Origin of the sequence: Caulobacter sp. (genome assembly GCF_017744445.1) — a bacterium.
Taxonomy (GTDB): Bacteria; Pseudomonadota; Alphaproteobacteria; order Caulobacterales; family Caulobacteraceae; genus Caulobacter.
The window spans coordinates 669849-695936 of sequence record NZ_JAGIBH010000001.1 but is presented as its reverse complement, the minus strand read 5'-3'; the positions used below and the strand labels follow the sequence as shown (position 1 = coordinate 695936).

Here is a 26088-nt window from a genome sequence, read left to right as displayed (position 1 = left end):
GCCATGGTCATGGGCAAGGCGTTCCTGGGCGCCTATTCGCTGAAGCTGATCCAGACCTGCCACCGCCGGGGCGCCTTCGCCATGGGCGGCATGGCGGCCCAGATCCCGGTCAAGGGCGACGACGCCGCCAACCAGGCCGCCTTCGCCAAGGTCAAGGCCGACAAGGAGCGCGAGGCCGGCGCCGGCCACGACGGCACCTGGGTCGCCCACCCCGACCTCGTCCCCGTCGCCATGGAGGTCTTCGACCGCCTGATGCCGGCCGCCAACCAGCGCGACAAGCTGCTGGCCGACCTCGACATCACCGCCGCCCAGATGCTGGAGCTGCACGAAGGCGGTCGCACCGAGGCCGGCGTGCGCGAGAACATCCGCGTCGGCGTCCGCTACACCCAGGCCTGGCTGGAAGGCAGGGGTGCCGTGCCGCTCTACAACCTGATGGAAGACGCCGCGACGGCCGAGATCTGCCGCACCCAGCTGTGGCAGTGGATCCGCCTGGGCGCCGCGCTGGACGACGGCCGGGTGCTAACCTCGGAACTGTTCGTCAGCCTGTTCACCCAGGAGATGGCCGACCTGCGCCGCGACTTCGGCTCGCCCCGCCTGGAGAACGCCGCCGAGCTCTTCACCCGCATGGTGCTGTCCGACAGCCTGGAAGAGTTCCTGACCCTGCCGGCCTACGAACTGCTCTGACCGAGAGAGCGCAGGGCGCGACCAGAAGACCAACAACACTCCGCCCGAGGACCCCGGCGCTCCCCCAGCGCGCCGGGGTCTTTTCGTGTCGGCTCTTGCCATTATCGGGCGCGGCGTCCGATAGCCGTCAGGCCATGACCGACACCCAAGACGCCGCCCCGCTGCTGAAAGAGATCTTCGACCGCGCCCGTCTGCGCCACCTGGCCGACGAGACGCGCGCCGTCTATCCGGCCTTCGACGCCGACCGGTTCCTGGAACTAGCGGCCCATGACCTGGACGCGCTGTCGATCATGCAGCGCCTGCGCCAGATCGCGCGGGCCTATGGCGAGACCCTGCCGAGCGACTTCGAGGCGGCGGTGGCGATCCTTGGCGCGCTGATCCCGCGCATCAACCACCGCTTCGTCACCCTGGTCCCGCCAGAATATGTCGCCCTGTACGGCCTCGAGCGCTTCGAGACCTCGATGGATGCGCTGAAGACCTTCACGCCCTATGGCAGCGCCGAGTTCGCCATCCGGCCGTTCCTGCGCCAGGACCAGGCGCGCACGCTGAAGATGATGGAGGCCTGGACCTGCGATCCCGACGAGCATGTCCGCCGTCTGGCCAGCGAAGGCTCGCGGCCCCGGCTGCCCTGGTCCTTCCGCCTCGATGCGCTGGTGCAGGACCCGACCCCGGCCCTGCCGATCCTCGACGCCCTCAAGACCGACGACAGCGTCTACGTCCGCAAGTCCGTCGCCAACCACCTGAACGACATCACCAAGGACCACCCCGACCGGGTCCTGGACCATCTCAAGACCTGGCCGCTGGACGACAAGCGCAGCGCCTGGATCGCCAAGCACGCTCTGCGCGGCCTGATCAAGCAGGGCGACCCGCGCGCCCTGGCGGTGATCGGCGCGACCGAGGGCGCGGACGTCCGGGCCGAGCACTTCACGATCGCGCCCGCCGCTATCCGGCTGGGCGAGGCGATCGCGCTTTCGACCCGCCTGGCCGAGACCGGCGGCCGCGCCCAGACCCTGGTCGTCGACTATGCGATCACCTACCCCAAGGCCAGCGGCCGCGCCTCGCGCAAGGTGTTCAAGTGGAAGGGCGTCCAGATCGCCGCCGGCCAGCGGCTGGACCTGTCGCTGCGCCAGATCATCAAGGACTTCACCACCCGCAAGCACGCCCCCGGCCGCCATGCGGTCGAGCTGCTGGTGAACGGCCAGGTCGTGGCCCAGGCGGCGTTCGACCTGTCGATCTGATGCGCAAGCTTTAGCCGCCCCGCGCCTATTTGCCGGGCGCCGACGCGACCCGCGCCGCGATCGTGTTATTACGTGTTGAGATATTCGTAATAACACGACCTAGGTGCTCTCCATGGACACGTCCTCCACCCTTGCGCGGCTGAGCATCAGCCTGCCGGCCGAGCTGATGGCCCAGCTCGACGCCATGGTCGCCGAGCGCGGCCTGCCCAGCCGCTCGCAGATGATCGCCGAGCTGATCCGCCACGAACTGGCCGAGCACAGCGGCGAGCGCCCCGATGCGGTGCTGGCCGGCACCATCACCCTGATCTACCGCGCCGAAAGCGGCCGGGTGCGCCACGCCCTGGCCCAGGCCCAGCTGGGCTTCGTGAAAGAGGTGATCTCGGCCCAGAACGTCTTTCTGGAGGACGACCAGGCCATGGAGGTCCTGCTGGTCCAGGGCCCGTCCGAGCGCCTGCAGCAGCTGTGCGACGACCTCAGGAAGGTGCGCGGCGTCCAGCAGATCAAGCTCGTCACCACCACCGCCCTGCTGCCGCCGCTGCACTTCCACGGCGACGAGCCCGACGGAGAGTCTCCTTGAGCGACACCGCGACACCCTACGCCGCCCAGGCGCACGCCCGCGCCCAGGCCGGGACCCGCGTCGAGGCCATGCCGACCGTCCCGGCCAGCGCCGCCATCGACCTGCCGCCCGGCGTCGCGGCCGCCGACGCGGTCTGGGACGAGACCCTCGCGCCGGGCGGCTACGCCAGCCGCCAGATCGCCCGGGGCTCGCGCCTACGCCTGACCGACTTGGCCGGTGACGCGGCGGTCTCGCTGCTGATCTTCAACGCCGAGCGCCCGATCGAGCGCCTCAATATCGCCGACACCCTGAAGGTCCAGTGGAACGGCTACCTCGGCCAAGGCCGCCTGTTGCTGTCCGACATGGGCCGGGTGCTGGCCAGCATCGTCGAGGACGAGGCCGGGACCCACGACGCCTTCTGCGGCGCCTCCAACCAGGCCAGCAACGCCCGTAAGTACGGCGACGGCTTCAACCACGGCGCCCACCCCAACGCCCGCGACCGCTTCTCGCTGGGCGTCGCCAAGTTCGGCCTGGGTCGCAAGGACATCCACCCCTGCCTGAACCTCTTCAAGGAGGTGCGTGTGGGCCAGGGCGGCGAGACGGTGATCGATGTCGGTCCTTACGCGCCGGGCCGGTCGCTGACCCTGCGCGCCGAGATGGATCTGATCGTGGTGCTGGCCAACTGCCCGCACGTGCTGGACCCGCGCGAAGCCTATGCCGTGACCCCCGTGCGCGCCACCGCCTGGCGCGGCCCGGTCACGCCGGAGGCTGACCCGATCCGCAATGCGACGCCCGAAGGCCTGCGCGCCTTCCTGAACGTCGAAGACTACTTCTCGCGCTGAGGACACCGACCATGGCGTTCGATCCCCCGCCCCTGAACACCATCGTCCACGACGAGGTCGTCCCCGCCCGCGCCCCCTGGCTGCATGAGGTCAAGGCCGGCCAGACGCTGCGGATCGTCGACCTGGAGGGCAACCAGGCCGTCGACTTCCTGGCCTACAGCGCCGCCGACGACGCCGAACGCTACAGCGCCCAGGACACCATCGCCGCCCAGAAGAACATCTTCCTACGCGAAGGCGCGGTGCTGCTGTCCAACGAGGGCCGCCCGATGATGACGGTGACCGCGACGGCCGTGGCCTATCACGACACCATCGGCGGGGCCTGCTCGTGCGAGAGCAACACCCTGCGCTATGGCCACCACACCAAGAGCCAGCACGCCTGCGTCGAGAACTTCCTGGTCGCCAACGCCGCCCAGGGACGCGGCAAGCGCGACATGGTCAGCAACGTCAATTGGTTCATGAACGTACCCGTCGAGGCGGACGGGGCCCTGGGCATCGTCGACGGCATCTCCGCGCCCGGCCTCTATGTCGACCTGCGCGCCGAGATGGATGTCGTGGTGGTGGTCTCCAACTGCCCGCAGATCAACAACCCCTGCAACGGCTTCGACCCGACGCCGGTGCGCATGATCATCGCCCAGTAGGACCGCGCTCATGTTCGACAAGGTCCTGATCGCCAATCGCGGCGCCATCGCCTGCCGCATCATTCGCACCCTGAAGGCCATGGGTGTGAAGTCCGTGGCGGTGTTCAGCGACGCCGACGCCGGCTCGCTGCACGTCTCGCTGGCTGACGAGGCCGTGCGCTTGGGGCCCGCCGCCGCCGCCGAGAGCTACCTGCGCGCCGACCTAGTGCTGGCGGCCGCCAAGGCCACCGGCGCCCAGGCGATCCATCCGGGCTATGGCTTTCTGAGCGAGAACGCCGGCTTCGCCGAAGCCTGCGAGAAGGCTGGCGTCGCCTTCATCGGTCCGACGGCCGAGAACATCCGCGCCTTCGGCCTCAAGCACACCGCCCGCGATCTGGCCCAGGCCCACGGCGTGCCGCTGGCGCCCGGCACCGATCTGCTGGTCGATCCGGCGGCGGCCTTGGAAGCCGCCGAGCGGATCGGCTTCCCGGTGATCCTGAAGGCTACGGCCGGCGGCGGCGGCATCGGCATGCGGGTCTGCGAAAACGCCGAAGCGGTGGAAGAGGCCTTCGCGGCCGTGCAGCGCCTGGCGACCGGCAACTTCGCCGACAGCGGCGTCTTCCTGGAGCGCTACGTCCGCAAGGCCCGCCACGTCGAGGTCCAGGTGTTCGGCGACGGGGCCGGCAAGGTCGTGGCCCTGGGCGAGCGGGACTGCTCCCTGCAACGCCGCAACCAGAAGGTCGTCGAGGAGACCCCCGCCCCCGACCTGCCCGCCGCCACCCGCGCGGCCCTGCTGGACGCCGCCGTGCGGCTGGCTCAGGCGGCCAGCTACCGCTCGGCCGGCACGGTGGAGTTCCTGTACGACGCCGACCGCGACGACTTCTTCTTCCTGGAGGTCAACACCCGCCTGCAGGTCGAGCATGGCGTGACCGAGCAGGTCACCGGCGTCGACCTGGTCGAGTGGATGGTGCGCGGCGCGGCCGGCGACTTCGCCTTCCTCGACGTCCCGCTGCCCGAGCCCAAGGGCGCGTCGATCCAGGTGCGTCTCTATGCCGAGGACCCGGCCCAGGACTATCGGCCCAGCTCCGGCGTGCTGACGCAGGTGGCCTTCCCCGCCGGCGTCCGCGCCGACGGCTGGGTGGTCGACGGAACCGAGGTCAGCGCCTTCTACGACCCGATGCTGGCCAAGCTGATCGTCACCGCGCCCGACCGCGAGGCGGCGGTCGTCGCCCTTCAGCAAGCGCTGGAGGACACGCGCCTGGCCGGTATCGAGACCAATCTGGACTGGCTGCGCGCCGTGGTGCGCAGCGAGCCCTTCACGTCCGGCCAGGTCTCGACTCGCGCCCTGGAGACCGTGGCCTGGACGCCCGACACTATCCAGGTACTGAGCGGCGGCCCGGCCACCACCGTGCAGGACTGGCCGGGGCGCCAGGGCTACTGGGACGTCGGGGTGCCACCGTCGGGTCCGATGGACGCTTTCGCGTTCCGGCTGGGTAACCGCCTGCTGGGCAATGGCGAGGACGCGGCGGGGCTGGAGATCACCGCCCTTGGTCCGACCCTGAAGTTCAACCGCGCCGCCACGGTGTGCCTGACTGGCGCCCGCTTCGACGCCCGCCTGGACGGCGTGGCGGTCGAGCCTTACACGCCCCTCTCCGTTCAAGCCGGCCAGGTGCTGAAGATCGGCCGCGCTGTCGAGGCGGGCCTGCGCGGCTACCTGCTGTTCCAGGGCGGGCTGGATGTGCCGGAATATCTGGGCAGCCGCTCGACCTTCACCCTGGGCGGCTTCGGCGGCCATGCGGGGCGTAACCTGACGGCCGGCGACGCCCTGCGGCTGCTGGAGCCGAAGAGCACGATAGCCGCCCTCGCTCTGGCCACCGACCTGCGTCCCGAGACGACCAAGGCTTGGACCATCCGCGTCCTGCCCGGTCCGCACGGCGCCCCGGACTTTTTCACCCCCGCCGACGTCGCCATGATCGGCGGCACGGACTGGAAGGTGCACTACAACTCCAACCGCACCGGCGTGCGCCTGGTCGGCCCCAAGCCCGAATGGGCGCGGCGCGACGGCGGCGAGGCCGGGCTGCATCCGTCGAACATCCACGACAACGCCTACGCCATCGGAGCCGTCGACTTCACTGGCGACATGCCGATCATCCTGGGTCCGGACGGTCCATCGCTGGGCGGCTTCGTCTGCCCGTTCGTGATCATCCAGGCCGATCTCTGGAAGGCCGGCCAACTGGCGCCGGGCGACACGGTCCGCTTCGCCGTGGTCGACGACGCAACGGCGGCCGCCGCACGGGACGCCCAGGAATCGCTGATCGCCAACCTCGCGGCCGCGCCCGAACCTGCCTCACCGCCGGTCGACGAGCAGACCAGCCCGATCCTCCACGAGCTGCCGCAGGACGGCCATCGTCCGCGCGTGCTGTACCGCCGCCAGGGTGATCAGCACCTGCTGGTCGAGTACGGCCCGATCGTGCTGGACCTGGAGCTGCGCCTGCGCATCCACGCCCTGCTGCTGGACCTGCAGGCCCAGGCGCCGGAGGGTGTCATCGACCTGACACCGGGCATTCGCTCGCTGCAGGTGCACTATGACAGCCGCCGCCTGACTCAAGGCCGCCTGCTGGAGATCCTGGTCGCCGCCGAGGACCGGCTGGGCGGATTGGACGACTTCGAGATCCCCTCGCGCGTCGTTCACCTGCCGCTGAGCTGGAAAGATCCGGCGATCTACCAGACGATCGACAAGTACATGCAGGCCGTCCGCGACGACGCGCCCTGGTGCCCGGACAACATCGAGTTCATCCGCCGGGTCAACGGCCTCGCTAGCATCGACGACGTCCAGCGGATCGTCTTCGACGCCCGCTACCTGGTGATGGGCCTGGGCGACGTGTATCTCGGCGCGCCGGTCGCCACGCCGGTCGATCCGCGCCACCGCCTGGTGACCACCAAGTACAACCCCGCCCGCACCTGGACGCCGCCCAACGTGGTCGGCATCGGCGGGGCCTATATGTGCATCTACGGCATGGAGGGACCGGGCGGCTATCAGCTGTTCGGGCGCACGATCCAGGTCTGGAACACCTGGCGCCAGACCGAGGCCTTCACCGACGGCAAGCCCTGGCTGCTACGCTTCTTCGACCAGATCCGCTTCTTCCCGGTCAGCGCCGAAGAGCTGACCGAGTGGCGGCGCGACTTCCCGCTGGGCCGTCGCCAGATCCGCATCGAGGAAGAGACCTTCCGTCTCTCCGACTACCGCAAGATGCTGGCCGAGAACGAAGGCAGCATCGCCGCCTTCCAGGCCACGCGCCAGGCCGCCTTCGACGCCGAGCGCGCCGACTGGGAAGCCAAAGGCGAGTTCGCGCGGGTCGAGGCCCTGTCCGGGGTCGCCGACGCCGAGGAGGAAACGGCCGCTGTCGAGGTTCCGCCGGGCGCCGACCTGGTCGAGGCCCCGCTGGGCGGCAATGTCTGGAAGGTGCTGGTCGAGCCGGGCCAGCGGGTCGAGGCCGGCGCGGTCATCGCCATCATCGAGGCCATGAAGGCCGAGTGCGACGTCAACACCCCGGTCGCCGGCGTGGTCAGCGCCGTCTACGCCCAGCCTTCGCAATCCATCGCCGCCGGCGCGCCGGTGATCGCCGTGACCCCGAACCTGGAGGCCGCCGCGTGAGTTTCGAGCGTCTCTCCGTCGAGGCCATCGCCGGGGTCGTGAACGGCGGCGCCAGCGCCGTCGAGGTCGCCCAGGCCGCGCTCGACGCGGTCGCCGAATACGACCTGATCCAGCCCCAAGTCTGGACCCTGCGCCTGCCCACCGAAGCCGTCCTGGTCCAAGCCCGTACGGTCGACGCCCGCATCGCCGCCGGAGAGACTCTGCCACTGGCCGGCGTACCCTTCGCCGTGAAGGACAATATCGACGTCGGTGACTGGCCGACGACCGCCGCCTGCCCGGCCTTCACCTATACGCCGGAGCGCTCGGCGACCGTGGTCGAGCGGCTGGTCGCGGCGGGCGCGGTGCTGATCGGCAAGACCAATCTCGACCAGTTCGCGACCGGCCTGGTCGGCGCCCGCAGCCCCTACGGCGCGCCGCGCTGCGTGTTCAACAAGGCCTTCGTCAGCGGCGGGTCCAGCTCCGGCTCGGCGGTCGCGGTGGCGGCGGGTCTGGTGGCCTTCTCGCTGGGCACCGACACCGCCGGTTCAGGCCGCGTGCCGGCGGCGTTCAACCACCTGGTGGGGCTGAAGCCCAGCAAGGGGCGCTGGAGCACGCGGGGCTTGGTCCCCGCCTGCCGCTCGCTGGACTGCATCAGCGTCTTCGCCGCCGACTTGGCCGGCGCGGCGCGGGTCGAGGAGGTGCTGGCCGCCTTCGATCCCGAGGACGACTATTCCCGCCGTCTGCCCAACGCCGTGATCGACGGCCTGCGCTTCGCGATCCCCCTGCCAGAGCAGCGGATCTTCTTCGGCGATACCGAGTCCGAGACCCTCTACGCCGCCGCCATCGCGCGGCTAAAGGCGGCCGGCGGCACACCCGCCGAAGTCGACATCGCCCCGCTGCTGGACGCCGCCAAGCTGCTCTACAGCGGCCCCTGGGTCGCCGAGCGCACCGCCGCCGTCGAGCCCCTGCTTCGCGCGACACCCAGCGCCATCGAGCCGACCGTCCGCGCCATCGTCCAAGGCGGCCTGGCCGTCACCGGCGTCGAGACCTTCAAGGGCCTGTACGCTCTTGAGGGCTATCGCCGCGCTGCGGACGCGATCTGGGCAGCGGCGGATTTCCTGTTCCTGCCGACCACACCGACGATCTATCGGCTGAAAGAACTGAAGGCCGAGCCCCTGGCCCTGAACGCCAATCTCGGCCTCTACACCAACTTCGTGAACCTACTCGACCTGTCCGCCCTCGCCGTCCCGGCCGGCTTCCGCGCCGACGGCACGGGCTTTGGCGTGACCTTCGTTGGCCCCGCCTTCGCCGACCGCGCCTTGCTGGACCTGGCCACACGCTATCTGGAGACCTTCCCCATGGCCGACACGCCCCCGCTGGACCTGACGCCTCACAAGCCCGGCGTGAAGCTGGCCGTGGTCGGCGCGCATCTGGGCGGCATGCCGCTGCACTGGCAGCTGACCTCGCGCGAGGCCCGGCTGGTCAGCGCGACCAAGACCGCGCCGGCCTACAGGCTCTACGCCATCGCCAACTCGACCCCGCCCAAGCCGGCCTTGGTGCATGTCGGCGACGGCGGGTCGTCGATCCTGGTCGAGGTCTACGAGCTGGACGTCGAGGCGTTCGGCAGCTTCACCGTCGAGGTCCCCGCGCCTCTGGCGATCGGCAATGTGACCCTGGAAGACGGCACGACCGTGAAGGGCTTCGTCGCCGAGCCCCGAGCGCTGGACGGCGCGACGGACATCACTCACCTGGGCGGCTGGCGAGCCTACATCGCCTCGCTAACGGCCTAGCCATTTCGCATCGCACAACGAAAAAGCCCGCGAACCAGGTTCGCGGGCTTTTCAGCATCGTCTGAGACGAAGTGCGCCTTAAGCGGTGGCGCGACCGGCCTTCAGGGCCGAAACGGTGTAGTAGATCAGGCTGAACATCGGACTTTCCGGGTTGCGATCAGGCGAGGACGTTCCCTCGCGACACAACCCATATATGATGACAACGTTGTCAACGCAAGTCATTATGCTGCGACGCAACATCGCAGCTACTTGCCCAACCCCGCCAGCGCCTCCGGCCCCACCGCCCCTGGCTTGTCCAGCGGGAAGTCGTAGACCGCCGTCGCGCCGTACCGGTGTGGCGCATGCGGATCGCGACGGCGCTTGTCGAACGCGAGCACGCGGGTGCCCAGCTTGAAGGCTTCCTTGATGTCGTGGGTGACCATCATGATGGTCAGGCCGTTGTCGCGCCAAAGGCTGGTGATCAGCTCGTGCATGTCCAGGCGCACGCCGGGATCCAGGGCCCCGAACGGCTCGTCCAGCAGCAGGATGCGCGGCTTGCGGATCAGGGCCTGGGCGATGGCCAGGCGCTGCTGCATGCCGCCCGACATCTTGGCCGGATAGAGGTCGCGGCTGTCGGCCAAACCCACCGCCGCCAGCATGGCGTCGGCCTCGTCCAGCGCCGCCCGACGACGCGCGCCCGACAGCTTGCCCAGCAAAGGCGAGCCGGCGCAGTCCAGGCCGAACACGACGTTGTCGCGCGCCGACAGGTGCGGGAACACCGAGTACTTCTGGAACACCACGCCGCGATCGGGACCGGGCTCGGCGCGCAGCTTGTCACCGTCCAGGTCGATGGCGCCGCGCGTGGGTTTCTCCTGGCCGATGATCAGCCGCAGGAAGGTGCTCTTGCCCGCGCCGGACGGGCCGACGATCGAGACGAAGCTGCCCTGTTGGATCGACAGGTCGACATTTTCGAGCACGACCTTGTCGCCGTACTCGACCCAGACATTGCGGAAGGTCAGCAGGCCGCCCATCAGCGCCCTCTCTCGGGATAGGCCCACGGATAGGCGCGGCGGGCGATCAGCTTCAGCGTCACATCCATCGCCACCGCCAGCAGCGAGATCCAGACGACGTAGGGCAGGATGATGTCCATCGACAGGTACCGGCGGACCAGGAAGATGCGGTAGCCAAGCCCTGTGTCGGCGGCGATCGCCTCGGCCGAGATCAGGTAGACCCAAGCGGGACATAGCGAGAGCCGCAGGCTGTCGATCAGGCGCGGCATGGCCTGAGGCAGCGCCACGCGCAGAGCCAGCTGCCAGGTGCTGGAACCCAGGGTCTGGGCCTTGACCAGTTGCTCCTCGGGAATGGCCGCGACGTGGGCGGCCAGATCCCGGACCATCACCGGCGTCACCCCGATGACGATCAGGGCGATCTTGGCGGTCTCGCCCAGGCCGAAGACGATGAACAGGATCGGCAGCACGGCGATCGGCGGCACCACCGCGATCGCCGCCACCAGCGGTCCGAACTTGGCCCGCAGCAGGGGCAGCAGCCCAAGTCCCAGACCCAGGATCAGGCTCAGCGCGGTGGCAATCACCAGCGCCAGGCCGATGCGCTCCAGGCTGGCCAGGGTGTCGACCAGCAGCGGCGCGTGGCCCGTCAGCGGGTCGACCTTGGCCATCAGCTGCACCGCCTCGACCATGGCGGTCGGGGTCGGCAGCAGCTTGTCACGCGGGTTCTCGGCGTGCCGGGCCTGCGAGGCCATCAGGTAGAGCAGCCCCGCGGCCAGCAGCGGGATCATCCCGAGCAGAACCGCGAGACCGCCCCTGGGTCTGATGTTGAGAAGGCGCATGAGGACTAGAGCTTGCCGTCCGCCGCCATCTGCACGTAGCTGGGGTCGAAGCGCAGCTTGACGTTCTTGGGATCGCCCAGGGTCTTGCCGCCCGGGAAGCTGATGCCGATGTCGTCGACCGACTTCGCGCCCTGGCCGAACAGGCCCATGCTGAAGCTGAACTTACGCACGCGGTCATTGGCGGTGACGAGGTCCGGGCTGACCGTCGCGGCCAGGGCCGACTTCGGATCGGCATAGAGGTGGGTGGTCTTCAGCTGCCCTTCGAAGCTGGCCAGGTCCGCGCCCGACAGCTTGGCCATCTGCTCGCGGGCCGCCTTACCTTCCGGCGTCTGGGCCACGGTCAGGGCCATGGTTTCGTACCAGATGCCGGTCAGGGCCTTGCCCAGGTTGGGATTGGCCTTCAGCGCCTCGGTGCTGACCATCAGGCCGTCCAGGATCTCGCCGGGGATCTTGGAGCTGTCGAACACCTCGGTCGCGCCGGGCATCTTCTTCACTTCCGACAGCTGCGGGTTCCAGGTCACCAGGGCCTTGGTGTCGGCCGCGCCGAAGGCGGCGACGATGTCGGCGTCCGAGGTGTTGACCGTCTTGACGTCGCTCATCTTCAGCCCGGCCTTCTCCAGGGCGCGAGCCAGCAGGTAGTGCGAGACCGACAGCTCGACCAGGTTCACCGGTCGCCCCTTCAGCTCGGCCAGGCTGGTCCCGTTCTTCAGCACCAGGCCGTCATTGCCGTTGGAGTAGTCGCCGATCATCACCACGGTGGTGTCCTTGCCGGCGGCGGCCGGCACGGTCAGGGCGTCCATGTTGGTGGCGGTGACGCCGTCCAGTTTGCCGGCCGAGTACTGGTTCAGCGACTCCACATAGTCGTTGATCTGCACCAGCTCGATCTTCACGCCGTACTTGTCGGCCCACTTCTTCACGATGCCTGACTGCTGGGCGTAGGCCCACGGCATCCAGCCGGCATAGATCGTCCAGCCGATCTTGTAGTCGGTCTTGGCGGCAGCCGCCGGCGCCGGAGCGGCCTTGTCGGCGGTCTTTTCCCCGCACGAGGCCAGCGCCAGGCACGATACGGCCAGGGCCGCGATGAAACGCTTGCGGTTGAACAGGACACTCATCAGCGGCTCCCTCCACATCGGTGGGGAGAGTGGAGAGCCATATTACGAAACGACACAATCGTAATACCGGAGCGCCGGTGCGGCTTGGCCTTGAAAACCGCTCAACTGCTGAAAAAGCAGGCCGCCTCGGGCGCCGGCGCCTGAATCCCGCGCCTATTGCCGTTCACGTCCGCCGCGAAGCCGCTGATCGTTGCGAGGCCGCCGGGTCAGCTCATCATGAGCCGAACCGATGGAGGTCCTCATGATCCGCGACTTCATGGTGAGCCTGAGCCAGACGCTGTTTTCCTGGCTAGAAGCCCGCGCCGACCGCTACTGGGCGCGCTAGAGACCTAGCAAGACGATCCGCGTCGGCGCGGCGGGATCGAAATTGTCGTCCGACATCAGCACCAGGGTGCGGCGGCCGTTGCGCAACGGCCCCCAGGCCATGGCCTCCAGGTTGGCGGTCGGGACCCCGGCCAAGCGGTCGAAGTTCAGCACCAGACGCTTCTCCGACGGCCTTCGCACATCCACCACATAGAGGCGGCAGTGATAGGTAAAGCGCCCGGCCGCGTCCTCGACGCCGGAGCGCTCCAGCACCAGCAGGCGGCGATCGTCCAGCGCCAGGATCTCGCTGATACCGTTGTCACCCCGCTTGGCCGGCGCGGCTTGGATAGGGTCCAGACGATAGGCGTACCGGGCGACGACCTTGCCCAGACGATCCAGCTTGGTGATCCACGTCAGGCCGCCGGCCGCCACGCTGCTGACCGGGCCGTCCTGGACGCGCGGCGCTTCCATCGAAAGCCATAGCCACTTGCCGTCGGGCGAGAAACTCAGGCCCTCATAGGTCAGGTTCGGCCGCGCGCCGTCGCGAAAACTGAACGGCGTCGGGATCGTCTCCTTCGGCGCGCCGTCGCGGCCCATGCGGCGCACCATCGGGTCGAAGCCGTGCGGGGCGTCGCCCTCGGTAGTCCAGAGCAGGTCGCCGGTCAGCGGATCGATCCGCAGCGCCTCGGCGTCCGGACGTTCGCCCACCTCGGGCCTCAGCCGGACGTGCCGCGTCAGCCGCAGGCCCTTGTCGTCCAGCCGTCCGACGAAGAACCGCGCCTTGTCCGAGCGGTCGTCGGAGATCATCAACCACTCGCCCGTGCGCTGATCGTAGTCGATCCCGGAAACGCCGCCGAACGGCGTCCCGTCGACCATCGTCCCCGCAGGAACCTCGAAGCTCGCCAGCAGCTTCAGCGCCAGGGCGAGGCCGAGCAGCGCGTTCACGTCAGGACACGCACGCTGTCGCGCGAAACCAGCTCGACATTGAACACCACCCGCCGGCGCGGCTCGCCGCGGGCGCTCATCCGGCGGATCAGGGCCTCGACGGCGGCGGCGGCCATGTCCTCGACCGGCATGTCGATCGTCGTTAGGGCCGGGGTGTGCAGCTGGGCCCAGGGGATGTCGTCGAAGCCGACCACCGAGACGTCGTCGGGCACCGACTGGCCCAGGCCGCGGATATGGCGCATGGCCCCGATGGCGATCAGGTCCGCGCCGGTGATCACCGCTGTCGCGGTGCGGCTATCCAGGGCCTTGGCGACCTCGGGCTCCAGGTCCAGCGAATAGGCGTTGTGCACGTGCCAGACCAGGTTGCCGCGCTCGCGCACCGTACTGATGGCGGCCTCGGCCCGCTGGCGGGCGCTGGAGGCGGCGTGCGGGCCGGAGATCACCCCGATGTTCACATGCCCCGCCGCCAGCAGGTGCTCGGCCGCCAACCGGCCGCCGTCGGCATAGTCGGCCTGGATGACGTCGTAGCCCGGCAGGTTGCGGTCCAGCACCACGGTCGGCACGCCCTCGATCAGCTTACCCACCGGGCCGTCATCGGCGATCGGGAACCAGATCACCCCGTCGACGCCGTGGTCGATCATGAGGTTCACCGCCCGCTCTTCCTCTTCGGTCGAGCCTTCGGTGTCGGTCAGGAAGACGCTGTAGCCGTGCGCCCGCGCCGCCTGGATCACCACCTGGGCCAGGCCCGGAAAGAAGGGGTTGGTCAGGTCCGGCACGATCAGGCCGATAGCCCCGGTCTTGCCGGTCTTCATGGCCTTGGCGCTCTGGTTGGGCCGGTAGCCCAGTTCGGCGGCCACTTTCAGAATGTGCTCGCGCGTGGCCTCGCCCACCGAGCCCGCGCCATTGATGGCGTAGGAGGCGCTGGCCAGCGACACGCCGGCGGCCTTGGCGACCTCCTTGAGGGTCGCGCGCCGGGGTGGGTCTTCGCTCTTGGCCATGCGGGGATTCCGTCGGGAGATAGCCAGGACGTGAAACCTTTCATGGAGAAGGTCAAGGCGCGGGACATGTCCGATGCCCCGCGCCTTCCAGAGGCGTCCAACAAGGGGAGAAGACGCCCCTAGAACCGCGCTCGCACCGAGAACGTGTAGGTGCGCGGCGCGCCGACGAAGTAGCGGTCCAGGGTGCGGGCGTTCGGGGTCGCGGCGGTGTAGCCGAACTCCGGCTGGGTGGCCGTCGAGCCGCTGACGGCGCCGATGTACTTCTCGTCGAACAGGTTATCGACGTTAAACTGGAAGCGCAGATCGGGAACACCCGCGCGCTTCAGGTCATAGGTCGCCGTCAGCCCGACCACGGTGTAGGCGTCCAGCATCTCGACGCCCAGCTCCTGGAAGGTGGTCGGGGCGACGATGTGGCCGCCGACGCGCTTGCCGACATAACGGACATTGCCGTCGATCTTCAGACCCGAGAGCGGCTTCCAGCCGACCTGGCCAAAGAAGCTGTCCTTGGGGATGTCGCGCACGCCCGCCCCGCCGATCACCGCCACGCTGGCCAGCGCCTTGCGGGCGTCGCTGCCGACGGCCGGGTTGTCGTGCTTGGCGTCCTGGTGCGAGTACGAACCGTACAGGTCGACGACGCCGAAGTCGTAGTAGCCGGTCAGCTCGACGCCCTTGGTCTTGATACCGGCGATGTTGACCGCCTTGGTCGCGACGTTGCCGCGCACGACTTCCTGCGGGTCCAGGGTCGCCGTCGGATCGCGCGGCACGATGCCGACATTGTTCTTCAGGTCGACGTCATAGGCCTGGATCGAGAAGGCCATGTTCGGCTTCACATAGCGCAAACCGAGGTCGACGTTCTCGGTCGAAACCAGCGTCAGGTCGGCCGGATTGATCACCGCCGTCGAACCCAGGAAGGCGTCTTCCGGGATGCCGGCGAAGTTCTTGGCGTAGCCGCCGAACAGTTCCCAGGCCTCGGCCAACTGGTACGTCGCGCCGATCTTCGGATTGATGTCCGAGTGCTGCGAGAACTTGACGTTGGCCTTGTACTCCAGCGGCGACTTGGCGTCGTATTTCACGTCGTACCAGGTGACGCCCAGATCGACCTTAAGCTTGTCGTCGAAAGCCCGGAACTCGTCCTGGGCGTACAGCATGGTCGTCTCGACCGAGGCGCTGCGTTCGTACTCGACATAGTTCAGCTTGGAGCGGTCATAGGCGATGCTCTGGGCCGAGTTGATGATCGGGTAGAAGTTGCGGCGCTCCGTGGAGTCGCCGCCTTCCCACCAGCCACCGAAGCGCAGGCTGTGATTGCCGAACTTGGCCTTCAGCTCGCCAGTGACGCCATAGCGATCCCGGTCGCGCGGCGTGACCCGCATGTCGGCCGGACCGCCGACCACGTTGCTGTTGCGGATGGTGGTCAGGGTCGGGCGCACCGCCCCGCCATTGGCGTTGTAGCCGGTCACCGCGCGCGGATCGCCGCCGGTCAGCACCCGCTGGCGGTCCTGGTAGCGGAAGGATTCCCCGTCCAGCGTCTGGTAGTACGGGTTCACGTCCAGGCTCAGCGTGTCGCTCAGCACGATGTGGCTGTTGGCATAGGCCAGCCAGTCCTTGCGCCAGCCGCCCAGCGCGCCGCCAAAGTCGATATCCTTGGCCGGGATGCCCGTGATGGCGTCCAGAGCCCGGTCGCTACGCGGCGCGGCCTCGAACTCGCCCTTGGTGACGATGTTGAAGTCGTTGTCGGTCTGGTCGTTGTATGACACGCGGCCCTTCACGAACGAGCCGTTGTCGAAGTCCTTCACGACCTTCAGCTCGTAGTGGTCGCGCTCGCTGCCCCGGCTATTGCGGCCGGCCCAGACGTCGTTCTCCTGGTGCGAGTAGGTGAAGTAACCCGACAGGCCCGGCGCGATCTCGCCGCTGTCGATGCGGCCATAGATGCGGCGGAAGTCGAACGAGCCGACGCCGGCCTCGACGGTCGCGCCAAAGTCCTTGCGCGGCGCGTCGGTGACGAAATCGATGAAGCCGCCCAAGGCGAAGCGCGACGGCGCGCCGATGTTGCCGGCGCTCTGCGAGACGGTGATCTTGCCGACGTTGCTGCTCTCGATGAAGCGCTGCGGCGGCGAGCCCCCGTTGAAGCGGCTGTCGCCCGTGGGGATGCCGTCCAGGGTCAGGCCGACCTGCTCGTCCGACAGGCCGCGCATATAGATCTCGAACGAGAAGCTGCCGCCGCGGGCATCACCGGTCGAGACCTGCACGCCCGGCACCTTGACCAGGGCCTGGGTGATCTCGGCGCCCAGCGGACGTTCCTGGATGTCCTCGGCGCCGATGGTGAAGGTGGCGCGGGCCAGACCCGAGCCGAAGCGCTCGGCGGTGACCACCACTTCATCGATCGTGTCGGTCGCCGGAGCGGCCGTTTGCGCCATGGCGGGCGCGGCCATCACCAGGAACAGCGCGCTGGAAGCCAGCCAGATGGACGTCTTCATGTTCAAAGCCCCCTTCAGGTCCGCCTCAGCGGATGCCGGTACTATTTAGTGAAACGTTTCATATTCGAGTTCAATGACATTTTCATCACAAGGAGCGGGTGATCGTTTGGCGCCTAATCGGCAGGCGTGCGTTGCATTATCAGGCGTTTTCCAGGCGGCGCGGCCCAGCTTGCGCGCCATCCGGACGAAATGCCAAGCCCGCGCCTACCGGCGATTGCGCGCTATTTCCTTGAAACGTTTCACCCTATAGAGTCCTTCCGAGCGTCGTCGGAGGGGACATGCCGGATAACGAAACCGCGCGGGCGCTGCTGGGCGTCGTCGTCTTTCTGGGCATTGGCTGGCTGCTGTCGGAGAACCGGCGCGCCCTGCCCTGGCGGCCCGTGCTGGTGGGCCTGGCCTGCCAGATCACGCTGGCCCTGCTGCTGACCCAGGTCCCGGCCATTACCGCCGGCTTCGCGGCCGCCACCCACGCCGTCGACGCCTTGCAGGCCGCCTCGCGCGCCGGCTCCAGCTTCATGTTCGGCTATCTCGGCGGCGGCCGCGCGCCGTTCAGCATGGCCGACCCCAGCGCCGCCTTCATCTTCGCCTTCCAGGCCCTGCCGGCCATCCTATTGGTCGGGGCGCTGTCGGCCCTGCTCTGGCATTGGAAGGTGCTGATCGTAATCGTCCGCGCGGCGGCCTGGGCGTTCGGTAAGCTGTTCGGCGTCAGCGGCCCGGTCGGGGTCTCGACCTCGGCCTGCGTGTTCCTCGGCATGGTCGAGGCGCCGCTGCTGGTGAAGCCGTTCTTGCCCCGCCTGACCCGCGCCGAGATCTTCATCATCATGGTCGACGGCCTGTCGGTGATCGGCGGCTCGATGATGATCGTGCTGGGTTCGCTGATCTCGGCCAAGGTGCCCAACGCCTTCAGCCACCTGCTGATCGCCTCGCTGATCAGCACCCCGATGGCGATCGGCATGGCCAGACTGATCATTCCCGGCGAGAAGAGCGCCGAGGCGCATGAGCCGATCGTGCTCGCCAGCCCCTACCGCAGCAGCCTGGAGGCCCTGACCTTCGGCACGCTGGACGCGGTGAAGATGGTGCTGAACATCGCCGGCCTGCTGATCGTCTTCGTCGGCCTGATCGCGCTGATCAACATGGGGCTCGCGGCCATCCCGCATGCCGGCGCACCGCTGACGCTGGGCGGCATCCTGGGCTGGCTCTTGACCCCGATCGCCTGGCTGACCGGCGCACCGCTGAGCGACCTGCAAGCCGTCGGCGCGATCCTGGGCACCAAGGTCGCCGCCAACGAGGTCGTCGCCTACAGCGACATGATGGCCCTGCCGCCCGGCGCGCTGTCGCCCAAGAGCCTGCTGATCCTGACCTACGCCTTGGGCAGTTTCGGCAATGTCGGCAGCGTGGCCATCCTGATCGGCAGCCTGTCCTCGATGGCCCCGGAAAAGGTCGGCGAAGTCGTCGAACTGGGCTTCAAGGCCCTGGCGGCGGCATTCCTGACGACATGCCTGACCGCGACGATCATGGGCGTGATTGGCGGCTGACGAAACGGGTGGTTTGCGGACGTGTGGTTCTCTATCGTTGGTCCAGGAAACGAAAGAGATCGGTCGTGCCGCTGAAAACCCTGCTGTCCCACTTCGAAAACAAGCCGCTCAGAATGATGGTTCTGACGGTGGCCGCGATCGTGGTCGCACGACTGGCAAGCGAGTTCGGGGTCGGCTTTGCCGGCGGGCTCATCACCAGCTTCACGGACGGGATCTAACCGCCAGCAACGCCCCCGCCGCCGCGATGCCGGCCTGCGCCGCGTGATGAGCAGAGGCGCCGTTGACGAACGCCGCCAGGGCCGCCCCCGCGAAGGTGTCGCCGGCGCCGGTGGCGTCTTCAACCTTCTGGGGCGTAACGGGCAGGTCGAACGTTTCGCGACCTGCCTCGACATGGACACCGTCCGCGCCACGGGTTTCGAACAGGATCTGGCCCGCCGGCGCGGAGCCGCTCCGCCCCGCTTCCAGCCAGGCGCGTTCGCCGGTGTTGCAGAAAATCACCTCCGCCTTCGCCGTCAGCCTCGCCACGAGCTCGGGCGGGAAGCAGGCCGGGTCATCCTTGGCGATCCAGGCCAGGCGGGGGCCTTGGAGGTCGAGCAAGCGGGCGGTGATCTCCGGCGGGCCGGCGGCTATCACGAGCCACTCGGCCCCTGCGGCCAGCCGCAGTTGCGCATCGGTCAGGGCGGCGGGGCCCGGCCGCAGCAGACAGCCATACGTCCCGTCGGCGTTGTAGATCAGCAGGCACCGCGTCGACGGCGCGTCCGGCATGACCGCAACACCCTCATCCGAAACACAGGTCGCCCGATAGGCCTCGCCATCCGCGTCGTGGCCCACCCAGGTTAGCGGCGCGGCGGCCACCCCCGCCTCCGCCAAGGCCGCGCTGGCGTACAGCGCCGCGCCGCCGGCGCGGGGCCAGGCGGCCTCGCGCATCAGCCGTGTGCCGCGTCCGGTGAAGACGCCCTCCACCTGGACCACGTAGTCGATCGTCGCGAAGCCCGCGACCACTACCCTTGCCATCACAGCCTCTCGCTTCAACGACTTGACTGAAACGTTTCACTAGATAGTTTGCAAGGACATTCTGACCTTCGGACCCGCCCATGCAGCCGCCCAGTTTCATCGCGTTCACCGGCGTCGATCGCCTCGAGCTGCTGCCGGGCCTGAAGGCGCTGTCAGCGCGTTATCCGATCGAGTGGGGCGTGCTGGTCGATCCGGCCCAGGAGGGCGAAAGCCTCCTCTTCCCGACCATCGAGATCCGCGAGGCCCTGCTGGCCGCGCGCGAGCTGCGCTGGGCCGCCCATGTCTGTGGAGACGCGGCCAGGGCCATCGCGACCAGCCCTCTGACCGCGCCCCTGCCCCCCGCCGGCATCCAGCGCGTGCAGGTCAATCACAGCTTCAAGGGCAGCACGCCGGCCCAGATCGCCGCCGCCCGCGACTATGGCCGCCGCATGGGCGTGCGGGCCGTGCTGCAGTGCTCGGACGCCTTCCCGCTGAGCCAGACCGGGGTCGACTGGCTGTACGACGTCTCGTTCGGCACGGGCGCGCGGCCCGACCGCTGGCCCGCCCCGCCGCCGGCCGAGGGCCCGTTCTGCGGCTATTCCGGCGGCATTGGTCCGAGCACCGTCACCGACATCCTGGCCCGTATCGCCGCGCCTGAAGGCGCTCTCTACTGGATCGACATGGAGTCGGGCGTACGCACTGACGGCGCCTTCGACCTGGCCAAGTGCGAGGCGGTCTGCCGCGCGGTCTACGGATGAGCCTGCTGATCCTGGACACCGATCCCGGCGTCGACGACGCCCTGGCCCTGCTCTACCTGCGCGCCCGCGCCGACTTGAAGCTGCTGGCCATCACGACGGTGTTCGGCAACGCCGACGTCGAGACCACCACCCGCAACGCCTTGTGGCTGCGAGCGCGCCTCGCCCTGCCGGCGCCGGTCTATCGGGGGGCCGCTGGACCGCTGACGCGTCCGCGCGGCGCCTCGCCGACCCATGTCCATGGCGAGAACGGGCTGGGCGACCTCGACCTGTCCGGCGTCGCCCTGTCGCCGGCCGATCCTGGCGCGGCGCATGAACGGATCATCGAGCTGGTCCGCGCCCATCCCGGCAAGGTGACGATCGTGGCGATCGGGCCGCTGACCAACCTGGCCTTGGCCCTGCGCGCCGCGCCCGACATCGCCAACCTGGTCGCCGGGGTGACGATCATGGGCGGCGCCTTCGCGGCCGGTAACGTCACCCCCTTCGCAGAGGCCAATATCCACAACGATCCCGAAGCCGCCGCCGGTGTCCTGGCCGCGCCGTGGCCGGTCACCCTGGTCCCGCTGGACGCGACCCTGTCCTGCGTCCTGACCAATGCCGACGCCCGCGAGCTGGCCCAGCAGGGCGAGGCCGGCCGCTTTGCGCATGACGTCACGCGCGGCTACGCCAAGGCCTATGAGCAACTGGACGGCTGCGTGCTGCATGACGTCGCCGCCCTGGTCAGCCTGACCCGTCCGGAACTGTTCGAGACACGGGTCGCTCCGGTGTCGGTGGCGCTCTCGGGCGAGCGCCTTGGCCAGACGGTCTGGGCCGAGAGCGGCCCCACGATCAGCGTGCGCCTGCGCGCCGACGGCGCGGCGCTGGCCCGTCACTTCCGCGAAACGGTAGCCTAGCAGTCCTGGCAGACGTGGCCGCGCCGGCGCCAGTTGGCGATGTGCGCGCCGGCCAGCAGCAGGCCGCCCAGCACCGTCAGCGGGCGCTCGTAGCCGGCGATGGGAAACTCCAGCGCGCCGGCCAGCATCAGGGCCAGACCGGCGCCCGCAACCGCGATCATCGGGCCGGAACGCGGCCGCCAGGTCTTGAGATCGACGAAGGCCAGAACCGCCACCGGCGCGGCTGCCAGGATGAAGGCGACGTGAACCCACTCGGCCTGGGCCCAGAAACCCAGGACCGGCAGCAACAGCGCCAATCCCGGCAAGGCCAGGCAGTGAACCAGGCACAGGGCGGACAGGCCGACGGCGGACAGGTCCAGCGCCTTGGCTTGGGACGGGGTCATGGAAAGCTCCGGGTTTACGCTGGCGGCCTCGGTAGTCCAGATATTGTTATATTATAACATTGCAAGAGCTTGCCGGCGATTTTTCCACGCGCCCCGGCGTCGCACGCCCCTCACTGGCTGGTGGCCGTTACCGCCAGCAGCATCCACGAGGTGTGCGGGATCCACTGCTCGATCCAGCGCCAGTTCTGCTCGTCGGGTCCGGCCGCCCAGCTGATGCCTCGGCCGGAGTCGCTGTCTGGCGCGCCGGTGATGCCGTTCGAAATGCCGCCCCGGACCATGTCGCCCGCGCTGTCGGCGTGCGGCGGGTTCCTGGCCCCGAAGCCGTAGAGCATGCTCATGTCGTAGGGGTTGCGGCCCAGGGTCCAGTCGAAGCCGCTCTGGGCCATGCGCGCCAGGTCGGGCGCGACGCCGAAGGTCTGGCCCGGCGCGGCGTCGACCGCGCGGCCACCGACCAGGGCGGCGTAGGACAGTGAGGCCAGGCGCGCGCTCTCGCCCTGCCACCAGTATTTGGTCTCGTTCAGGTGGGGCATGAAGAAGCCGTCCTGGATGCCGCCCACAGCCTTGCCGTCCTTCCACATCCGGAAGATCTGGCGCGGATAGTCGTAGGGGTTGGCGACCTTGGCGTTGAGGGCCAGCTGCGCCTTCAGGCTCTTGGCGATCACCGCCTTGGCCGCCTCTTGCCGGGACGCGTCTTTCTCGATGTCGAGATATTCGGCCAGGGCCAGCACCGGGAACCCGGCCTCGGCGCCGTGATAGTAGGGCCGGTCCTTGTCGTCGCTGCGGAACCAGCCCTTCTCGGTCCAGCGGCCTTCGAGAGCCTTGGCGCGGATACGGGCGGCTTCCAGATATGACGCCTTGCCCGTCGAGCGGTGCAGCTCCACCGCCGCTAGCAGTAGGGTGTAGTCGTCGATGATGTTCTCGCGGCCGTCGTCGACATAGCGTCGATTATTGGCCTGCATGTGGGCGAAGGCGCGCTCGGCGTCGGCCAGGTACTGGTCGGCCGAGAACGCGCCCGCCACACCGCTGGCCTTGGACAGGCGCGCCGCCCGCGCCAAGGCGGCGATGGCCACGGCCCCGCCTTCGCGCGCGGCGGCCTGATAGTTCTTCGTATAGTCGCCCTCGACCCCGACATAGCCGGTGACCACCCGCTCGGCGCCGGGCGTGGCCCAGCGGTCGAAGACGGTCATGTAGAAATAGCCCTCGGGCGCCAGCAGCCGGTGCAGGTAGTCGGCGCCCCACATCGCCTCCTCGATCAGCGGCCGATCCAGGCCCGCCTTGGCGAAGCGCTGCGGGGCCATGTCATAGGCCTTGGCCAACGACCAGGCGGTGAAGGCCGTCTGCTGGGGATTGAAGAAGTTGGCGTAGGACAGGTGCGACAGGTACTTGCCGTTGTCGCCGCCAGCGTCCTTCCAGCCGCCCCAGACGTCAACGATACGCTTGCTGCCATAGACCCGGATCTTGTGGTCGGCCGGGTCGGTGTGACGGCTGAGCTTGAAGTACTGCACCAGCGCCCCGGCCGTGGTCGCGAACAGAGCGTCGTCGGTCACCACGACCGGCGCGGAGGCGGCGACGGCGCCCGGCGCCTCGACCTTCAACTGGTAGGTCCCGGCGTCAGCGAGGTCGGAGAAGTCGGCCTGCCAATAACGCTTGGCGCCCCACTCGCCGAAGGCCGGCAGCGGCGTCAGGGCGCCCGAGCGAACGACGGCGCCATCCTTGACGACCGAGAAGCCCGACGGCGCGCCGGGGCCGGCATATTCGACCACCGCGACCTTGGGCCCGGCGCGCTCCAACGCGACCTGGTTCAGGTGGACCTTCAGGTCCTGGGCATTGGCGCTGCCGGCCAGCAGCAGGCCCATCAGGATCGAAAGTCGCTTCGTCGTGGCGTTCATGCGCCCTCCCCGTTTGTTGTTCTTACTGAAGACTGAGGCTGCGGCCGGCGCGCTTGCCGTCGGCGGAGCGGGCGCGGACCTCGACCCGGCCCGACACCGGCGCGTCCTGGACGTAGGGCCGCCAGGCGCCGCCCTCGACGCGGTACTCGACGGCCAGGCCCGGGAACTCGACGTTTGCGCGCAGCTTGCCGTCCTGGATCACCGCCCCGACCGTTGGCACGCGATAGGCCACGCCCGCCGCGTCCAGCCGCGCCAGCTCGCGCTGGCCCAAGAGGTTGGCGAAGGCGTTCCAGTCGGCGTCGCGGCGATCGCGCTGGTCCTGGGTCAGCGCCCCGGTGTCGTGGGCATAGGCCTTGCCGGCCGTGTAGGGCGCTTCCCAATCGGCCGCGCGCCAGGCGCGTTCGGCCAGGGCCAGGAGGCGCGGATAGAGCATGTAGTCGACCTGGGCGTCCGAGCGCACGGTCTCGCTCCACAGCTGGCCCTGCAGGCCCACGAAGCGAACGCCGGGGTTCAGCGGGTGCGGGTCCTTGGTCGTCTGTGGCCGCCCATCCAAACCCGCATAGACCTCGGCATGAACCGGCAGGTTCTCGGGCATGAAGGCGAACACCTTGCGGGTGTCGGTCGATCGCGAGGGCCAGTCATAGCCGCGCTCCTTGGGATCGGCCGCCTGGGGGCTGTCGAAATAGAGGACGTTGGGCGTGGAGATGATCACCTCCCAGCCCTGGTTGGCCTGGCTGTGGGCCGCGACGCTGCCGTCGCCGCCCAGATCGCCCCAGTAGTTGGAGTGCACACGGGCCGGCATGCGCTCGGCCTTGGCGTGGGTCATGCCGTCGCTCCAGCCGGCCGGGATCACGCCCCTTGCGGCGACCATGCCTGAGACCTTCTCGATGAAGTGGCCGCCCAGGTCGGCGGGCTTGATCCCGGTCTTGGCCTCGTAGGCCTGGCAGGCGGGCGAGCCGCTCCAGGCGCCGGGGGTCTCGTCGGCCCCGATGTGGTAGCGCTTCAGCGGCGCGCCGGCTTCCTTATGAAGCCGGGCCATCTCGTCGATCACCTTGCCGATGAAGGCATAGCTGCTGGGCAGGCACACATTGATGGTGTTGTCGGTGTAGTGCTGGATGCTGCGATAGGCGCTCTTGTCGGCCGCCTCGCTGAGCAGGTAGCGCCCCGCTTCGGCCTCCGGCTTGCCCTCGGCGCGCAGGCGGGCGGCGCGGGCCTCCATCGCCTTGATCGCCGCGCGCGAGTGGCCGGGCATGTCGAAGGACGGGATCACCTCGATGTGGCGCGCCTTGGCTGCCCGGACGATCGCGATGTAGTCGGCGCGCGAGAAGAAGCCGTTGACCGGGCCAGCCCCCTCGGGCCCCGCGCCCAGCTGCGGGATCAGGCAGGTGCGTTCGGAAAGGTCGTGGCAGCGCCGGCCGCCGATTTCCGTCAGCTCCGGCAGGCCGGCGATCTCGACCCGCCAGCCTTCGTCATCGCCCAGATGCAGGTGCAGCTTGTTGAGCTTGTAGGCCGCCATCTGGTCCAGGATGGCCAGGATCTCGGCCTTGGAGTGGAAGTTGCGGGCCACGTCGATGTGCATGCCCCGGAAGCCGAAACGCGGGGCGTCCTCAATGGTCAGGCGCGGGACCGAGCGCTTGGCGTCGACCAGCTGGGCCAGCGAGGCCAGGCCGTTGGCTGCGCCTTCACCGTCGCCGGCGGCGATCGTCACGCCTTGTCCGTCGATGGTCAGGCGATAGCCGCCGGGCTGGGTCTTGGCCTTGGTGATGCGCAGCGGCGCGCCAGCCTTGGCTTCGGCCACGCCGAGGTGCGCCAGGGCGGCAGTAACGTCGGACTTCGCAAAGTCGCTCAGAGAGACCGCGATGCCACGCGACAAGTCCAGACTGCCCTCGCCCAGCTGCGTCTTCAGCGGCGTCGGCAGGATCGCTCCACGCGGAACCGGTTGCAGCGTCGCGCCGGCATTGGCGGCATAGAGCCTTGGCGCGGTCGCCCATACGGTCAGGTCATGCGCCGAGCGGCCGGCCAGCTTGGCCTCGTCGGTGAACGGGATCACGAACGGCAGGGTCTCCAGCGCCGTCTCAGGATCGATGACCGGCCGGGTGCTGTCGATGGTCCGCGCCGCCAGGCCCTCGCCGGCCACATAGGCGTTGGGCATCGGATAGAGCTCGGACAGCTGCTGACCCTCGATGCGCAGCGGCACGACGATCGGCTGGCCGGGCTTGAAGCCGGTGAAGCTGGCCGTCGGGGTCAGGCGATAGAGGTCGCCATTGATGTTGGTCAGGGTGAAGTCGTCGCCGCCGGCCGCCAGCACGCGGTTGACGTTGCTGAAGTACAGCGACCAGCCCGCCTCTGGCGCAGCCGGAGCGGTCAGCGCGATCTGGGCCAGCATGCAGGAGGGATCGGGCTTGCAGGCCTCGGGCGCGGGCCGGTTGTCCAGCACCCGGTAGGTCAGCTTGAGGTCGGCGGCGAAGCGATCCAGGCCCGCCTGGTTAGGCTTTGCCTGGGCCGTACCGGCCAGCAGCAGGGCCAAACCACCCGTGACAAACATCCTCGACCTGACGACCATCAACGACCTCGGGGTGAAATTGGGAGGACGGGACCAGCGGCCCCGCCCTCCCCAGGGGT

Annotated in this window: 20 protein-coding genes and 1 pseudogene; 11 read left to right on the top strand and 10 right to left on the bottom strand. The window is 68.9% G+C overall.

All coding sequences use genetic code 11. The features are described from left to right. From J7528_RS03310 to atzF, 7 genes and pseudogenes are all read left to right on the top strand, one after another. Window positions 1–684: pseudogene (locus tag J7528_RS03310) on the top strand (malate synthase A); the annotation flags it as partial. A 134-nt stretch (window positions 685–818) separates the two neighbouring features. Then, window positions 819–1922: a DNA alkylation repair protein gene (locus tag J7528_RS03305; protein ID WP_291871267.1), complete on the top strand. Its 1104-nt coding sequence runs from the start codon at window positions 819–821 to the stop codon at window positions 1920–1922. Window positions 1923–2025: 103 nt separating this feature from the next. Continuing rightward, the gene (locus tag J7528_RS03300) at window positions 2026–2499 is read left to right on the top strand and encodes a CopG family ribbon-helix-helix protein (RefSeq protein WP_291871264.1); all 474 of its coding nucleotides are present in this window, start codon (window positions 2026–2028) and stop codon (window positions 2497–2499) included. After that, entirely contained in the window at window positions 2496–3320 is an 825-nt protein-coding gene (locus J7528_RS03295) for an urea amidolyase associated protein UAAP1 (protein ID WP_363269672.1), read from the top strand. The genes J7528_RS03300 and J7528_RS03295 overlap by 4 nt, the downstream gene beginning before the upstream one ends. Window positions 3321–3331: 11 nt before the next feature. After that, window positions 3332–3958: an urea amidolyase associated protein UAAP2 gene (locus J7528_RS03290; RefSeq protein WP_291871262.1), complete on the top strand. Its 627-nt coding sequence runs from the start codon at window positions 3332–3334 to the stop codon at window positions 3956–3958. Window positions 3959–3968: 10 nt separating this feature from the next. Next, complete coding sequence (gene uca / locus J7528_RS03285; RefSeq protein ID WP_291871260.1) at window positions 3969–7592, top strand: urea carboxylase; 3624 nt, start codon at window positions 3969–3971, stop codon at window positions 7590–7592. Next, entirely contained in the window at window positions 7589–9361 is a 1773-nt protein-coding gene (gene atzF / locus J7528_RS03280; protein ID WP_291871258.1) for an allophanate hydrolase, read from the top strand. The genes uca and atzF overlap by 4 nt, the downstream gene beginning before the upstream one ends. Before the next feature lie 245 nt (window positions 9362–9606). On the opposite strand, the gene J7528_RS03275 is transcribed toward atzF, so the two are convergent. The 6 genes from J7528_RS03275 to J7528_RS03250 all read right to left on the bottom strand — a co-directional run bounded on the left by J7528_RS03275 (window position 9607) and on the right by J7528_RS03250 (window position 17018). Continuing rightward, window positions 9607–10371, bottom strand: coding sequence for an ABC transporter ATP-binding protein (locus J7528_RS03275; protein WP_291871255.1), 765 nt, complete (start codon window positions 10369–10371; stop codon window positions 9607–9609). Next, window positions 10371–11186: an ABC transporter permease gene (locus tag J7528_RS03270; protein ID WP_291871253.1), complete on the bottom strand. Its 816-nt coding sequence runs from the start codon at window positions 11184–11186 to the stop codon at window positions 10371–10373. Before J7528_RS03270 ends, J7528_RS03275 begins: the two co-directional genes overlap by 1 nt. A 5-nt stretch (window positions 11187–11191) precedes the next feature. Next, window positions 11192–12298, bottom strand: a complete 1107-nt coding sequence (locus J7528_RS03265; protein WP_291871251.1) for a putative urea ABC transporter substrate-binding protein — start codon at window positions 12296–12298, stop codon at window positions 11192–11194. 321 nt (window positions 12299–12619) lie between these two features. Continuing rightward, window positions 12620–13546, bottom strand: a complete 927-nt coding sequence (locus J7528_RS03260; RefSeq protein ID WP_291871249.1) for an esterase-like activity of phytase family protein — start codon at window positions 13544–13546, stop codon at window positions 12620–12622. Then, the gene (locus J7528_RS03255; protein ID WP_291871247.1) at window positions 13543–14544 is read right to left on the bottom strand and encodes a LacI family DNA-binding transcriptional regulator; all 1002 of its coding nucleotides are present in this window, start codon (window positions 14542–14544) and stop codon (window positions 13543–13545) included. The genes J7528_RS03260 and J7528_RS03255 overlap by 4 nt, the downstream gene beginning before the upstream one ends. A gap of 119 nt (window positions 14545–14663) precedes the next feature. Then, on the bottom strand, window positions 14664–17018 hold the full coding sequence (locus tag J7528_RS03250; RefSeq protein WP_291871245.1) for a TonB-dependent receptor: 2355 nt from the start codon (window positions 17016–17018) through the stop codon (window positions 14664–14666). A 278-nt stretch (window positions 17019–17296) separates the two neighbouring features. On the opposite strand from J7528_RS03250, the gene J7528_RS03245 reads away from it, so the two are divergent. Both J7528_RS03245 and J7528_RS03240 read left to right on the top strand, forming a co-directional pair. Beyond that, window positions 17297–18553: a nucleoside transporter C-terminal domain-containing protein gene (locus J7528_RS03245; RefSeq protein ID WP_291871243.1), complete on the top strand. Its 1257-nt coding sequence runs from the start codon at window positions 17297–17299 to the stop codon at window positions 18551–18553. A gap of 65 nt (window positions 18554–18618) precedes the next feature. Continuing rightward, on the top strand, window positions 18619–18771 hold the full coding sequence (locus J7528_RS03240) for a hypothetical protein (RefSeq protein WP_291871241.1): 153 nt from the start codon (window positions 18619–18621) through the stop codon (window positions 18769–18771). Here J7528_RS03240 and J7528_RS03235 read toward each other — a convergent pair. Next, window positions 18755–19567 carry a carbohydrate kinase family protein gene (locus J7528_RS03235; RefSeq protein ID WP_291871239.1) on the bottom strand — a complete coding sequence of 271 codons (813 nt, stop codon included), beginning with the start codon at window positions 19565–19567 and terminating at the stop codon, window positions 18755–18757. The genes J7528_RS03240 and J7528_RS03235 overlap by 17 nt on opposite strands. 80 nt (window positions 19568–19647) lie before the next feature. On the opposite strand from J7528_RS03235, the gene J7528_RS03230 reads away from it, so the two are divergent. After that, complete coding sequence (locus J7528_RS03230; RefSeq protein ID WP_291871237.1) at window positions 19648–20304, top strand: phosphoribosylanthranilate isomerase; 657 nt, start codon at window positions 19648–19650, stop codon at window positions 20302–20304. Continuing rightward, window positions 20301–21194: a nucleoside hydrolase gene (locus tag J7528_RS03225; protein ID WP_291871234.1), complete on the top strand. Its 894-nt coding sequence runs from the start codon at window positions 20301–20303 to the stop codon at window positions 21192–21194. Before J7528_RS03230 ends, J7528_RS03225 begins: the two co-directional genes overlap by 4 nt. Here J7528_RS03225 and J7528_RS03220 read toward each other — a convergent pair. The 3 genes from J7528_RS03220 to J7528_RS03210 form a co-directional block, all read right to left on the bottom strand. Further along, window positions 21191–21577, bottom strand: coding sequence for a MerC domain-containing protein (locus J7528_RS03220; protein WP_291871232.1), 387 nt, complete (start codon window positions 21575–21577; stop codon window positions 21191–21193). The genes J7528_RS03225 and J7528_RS03220 overlap by 4 nt on opposite strands. Before the next feature lie 110 nt (window positions 21578–21687). Then, window positions 21688–23466, bottom strand: coding sequence for a glycoside hydrolase family 9 protein (locus tag J7528_RS03215; protein WP_291871230.1), 1779 nt, complete (start codon window positions 23464–23466; stop codon window positions 21688–21690). Between the two features lie 22 nt (window positions 23467–23488). After that, window positions 23489–26029, bottom strand: a complete 2541-nt coding sequence (locus J7528_RS03210; RefSeq protein WP_291871228.1) for a family 20 glycosylhydrolase — start codon at window positions 26027–26029, stop codon at window positions 23489–23491. Window positions 26030–26088 lie beyond the last annotated feature (59 nt).

Excerpts from the sequence above, each read along its gene's own strand:
- J7528_RS03230 (WP_291871237.1), top strand. The coding sequence starts at position 19,648 with ATGCAGCCGCCCAGTTTCATCGCGTTCACCGGCGTCGATCGCCTCGAG.
- J7528_RS03215 (WP_291871230.1), bottom strand. The coding sequence starts at position 23,466 with ATGAACGCCACGACGAAGCGACTTTCGATCCTGATGGGCCTGCTGCTG.
- uca (WP_291871260.1), top strand. The coding sequence starts at position 3,969 with ATGTTCGACAAGGTCCTGATCGCCAATCGCGGCGCCATCGCCTGCCGC.
- J7528_RS03245 (WP_291871243.1), top strand. The coding sequence starts at position 17,297 with ATGCCGGATAACGAAACCGCGCGGGCGCTGCTGGGCGTCGTCGTCTTT.
- J7528_RS03270 (WP_291871253.1), bottom strand. The coding sequence starts at position 11,186 with ATGCGCCTTCTCAACATCAGACCCAGGGGCGGTCTCGCGGTTCTGCTC.
- J7528_RS03210 (WP_291871228.1), bottom strand. The coding sequence starts at position 26,029 with ATGGTCGTCAGGTCGAGGATGTTTGTCACGGGTGGTTTGGCCCTGCTG.
- J7528_RS03265 (WP_291871251.1), bottom strand. The coding sequence starts at position 12,298 with ATGAGTGTCCTGTTCAACCGCAAGCGTTTCATCGCGGCCCTGGCCGTA.
- J7528_RS03255 (WP_291871247.1), bottom strand. The coding sequence starts at position 14,544 with ATGGCCAAGAGCGAAGACCCACCCCGGCGCGCGACCCTCAAGGAGGTC.
- J7528_RS03290 (WP_291871262.1), top strand. The coding sequence starts at position 3,332 with ATGGCGTTCGATCCCCCGCCCCTGAACACCATCGTCCACGACGAGGTC.
- J7528_RS03220 (WP_291871232.1), bottom strand. The coding sequence starts at position 21,577 with ATGACCCCGTCCCAAGCCAAGGCGCTGGACCTGTCCGCCGTCGGCCTG.
- J7528_RS03275 (WP_291871255.1), bottom strand. The coding sequence starts at position 10,371 with ATGGGCGGCCTGCTGACCTTCCGCAATGTCTGGGTCGAGTACGGCGAC.
- J7528_RS03235 (WP_291871239.1), bottom strand. The coding sequence starts at position 19,567 with ATGGCAAGGGTAGTGGTCGCGGGCTTCGCGACGATCGACTACGTGGTC.
- J7528_RS03305 (WP_291871267.1), top strand. The coding sequence starts at position 819 with ATGACCGACACCCAAGACGCCGCCCCGCTGCTGAAAGAGATCTTCGAC.
- J7528_RS03225 (WP_291871234.1), top strand. The coding sequence starts at position 20,301 with ATGAGCCTGCTGATCCTGGACACCGATCCCGGCGTCGACGACGCCCTG.
- J7528_RS03250 (WP_291871245.1), bottom strand. The coding sequence starts at position 17,018 with ATGAAGACGTCCATCTGGCTGGCTTCCAGCGCGCTGTTCCTGGTGATG.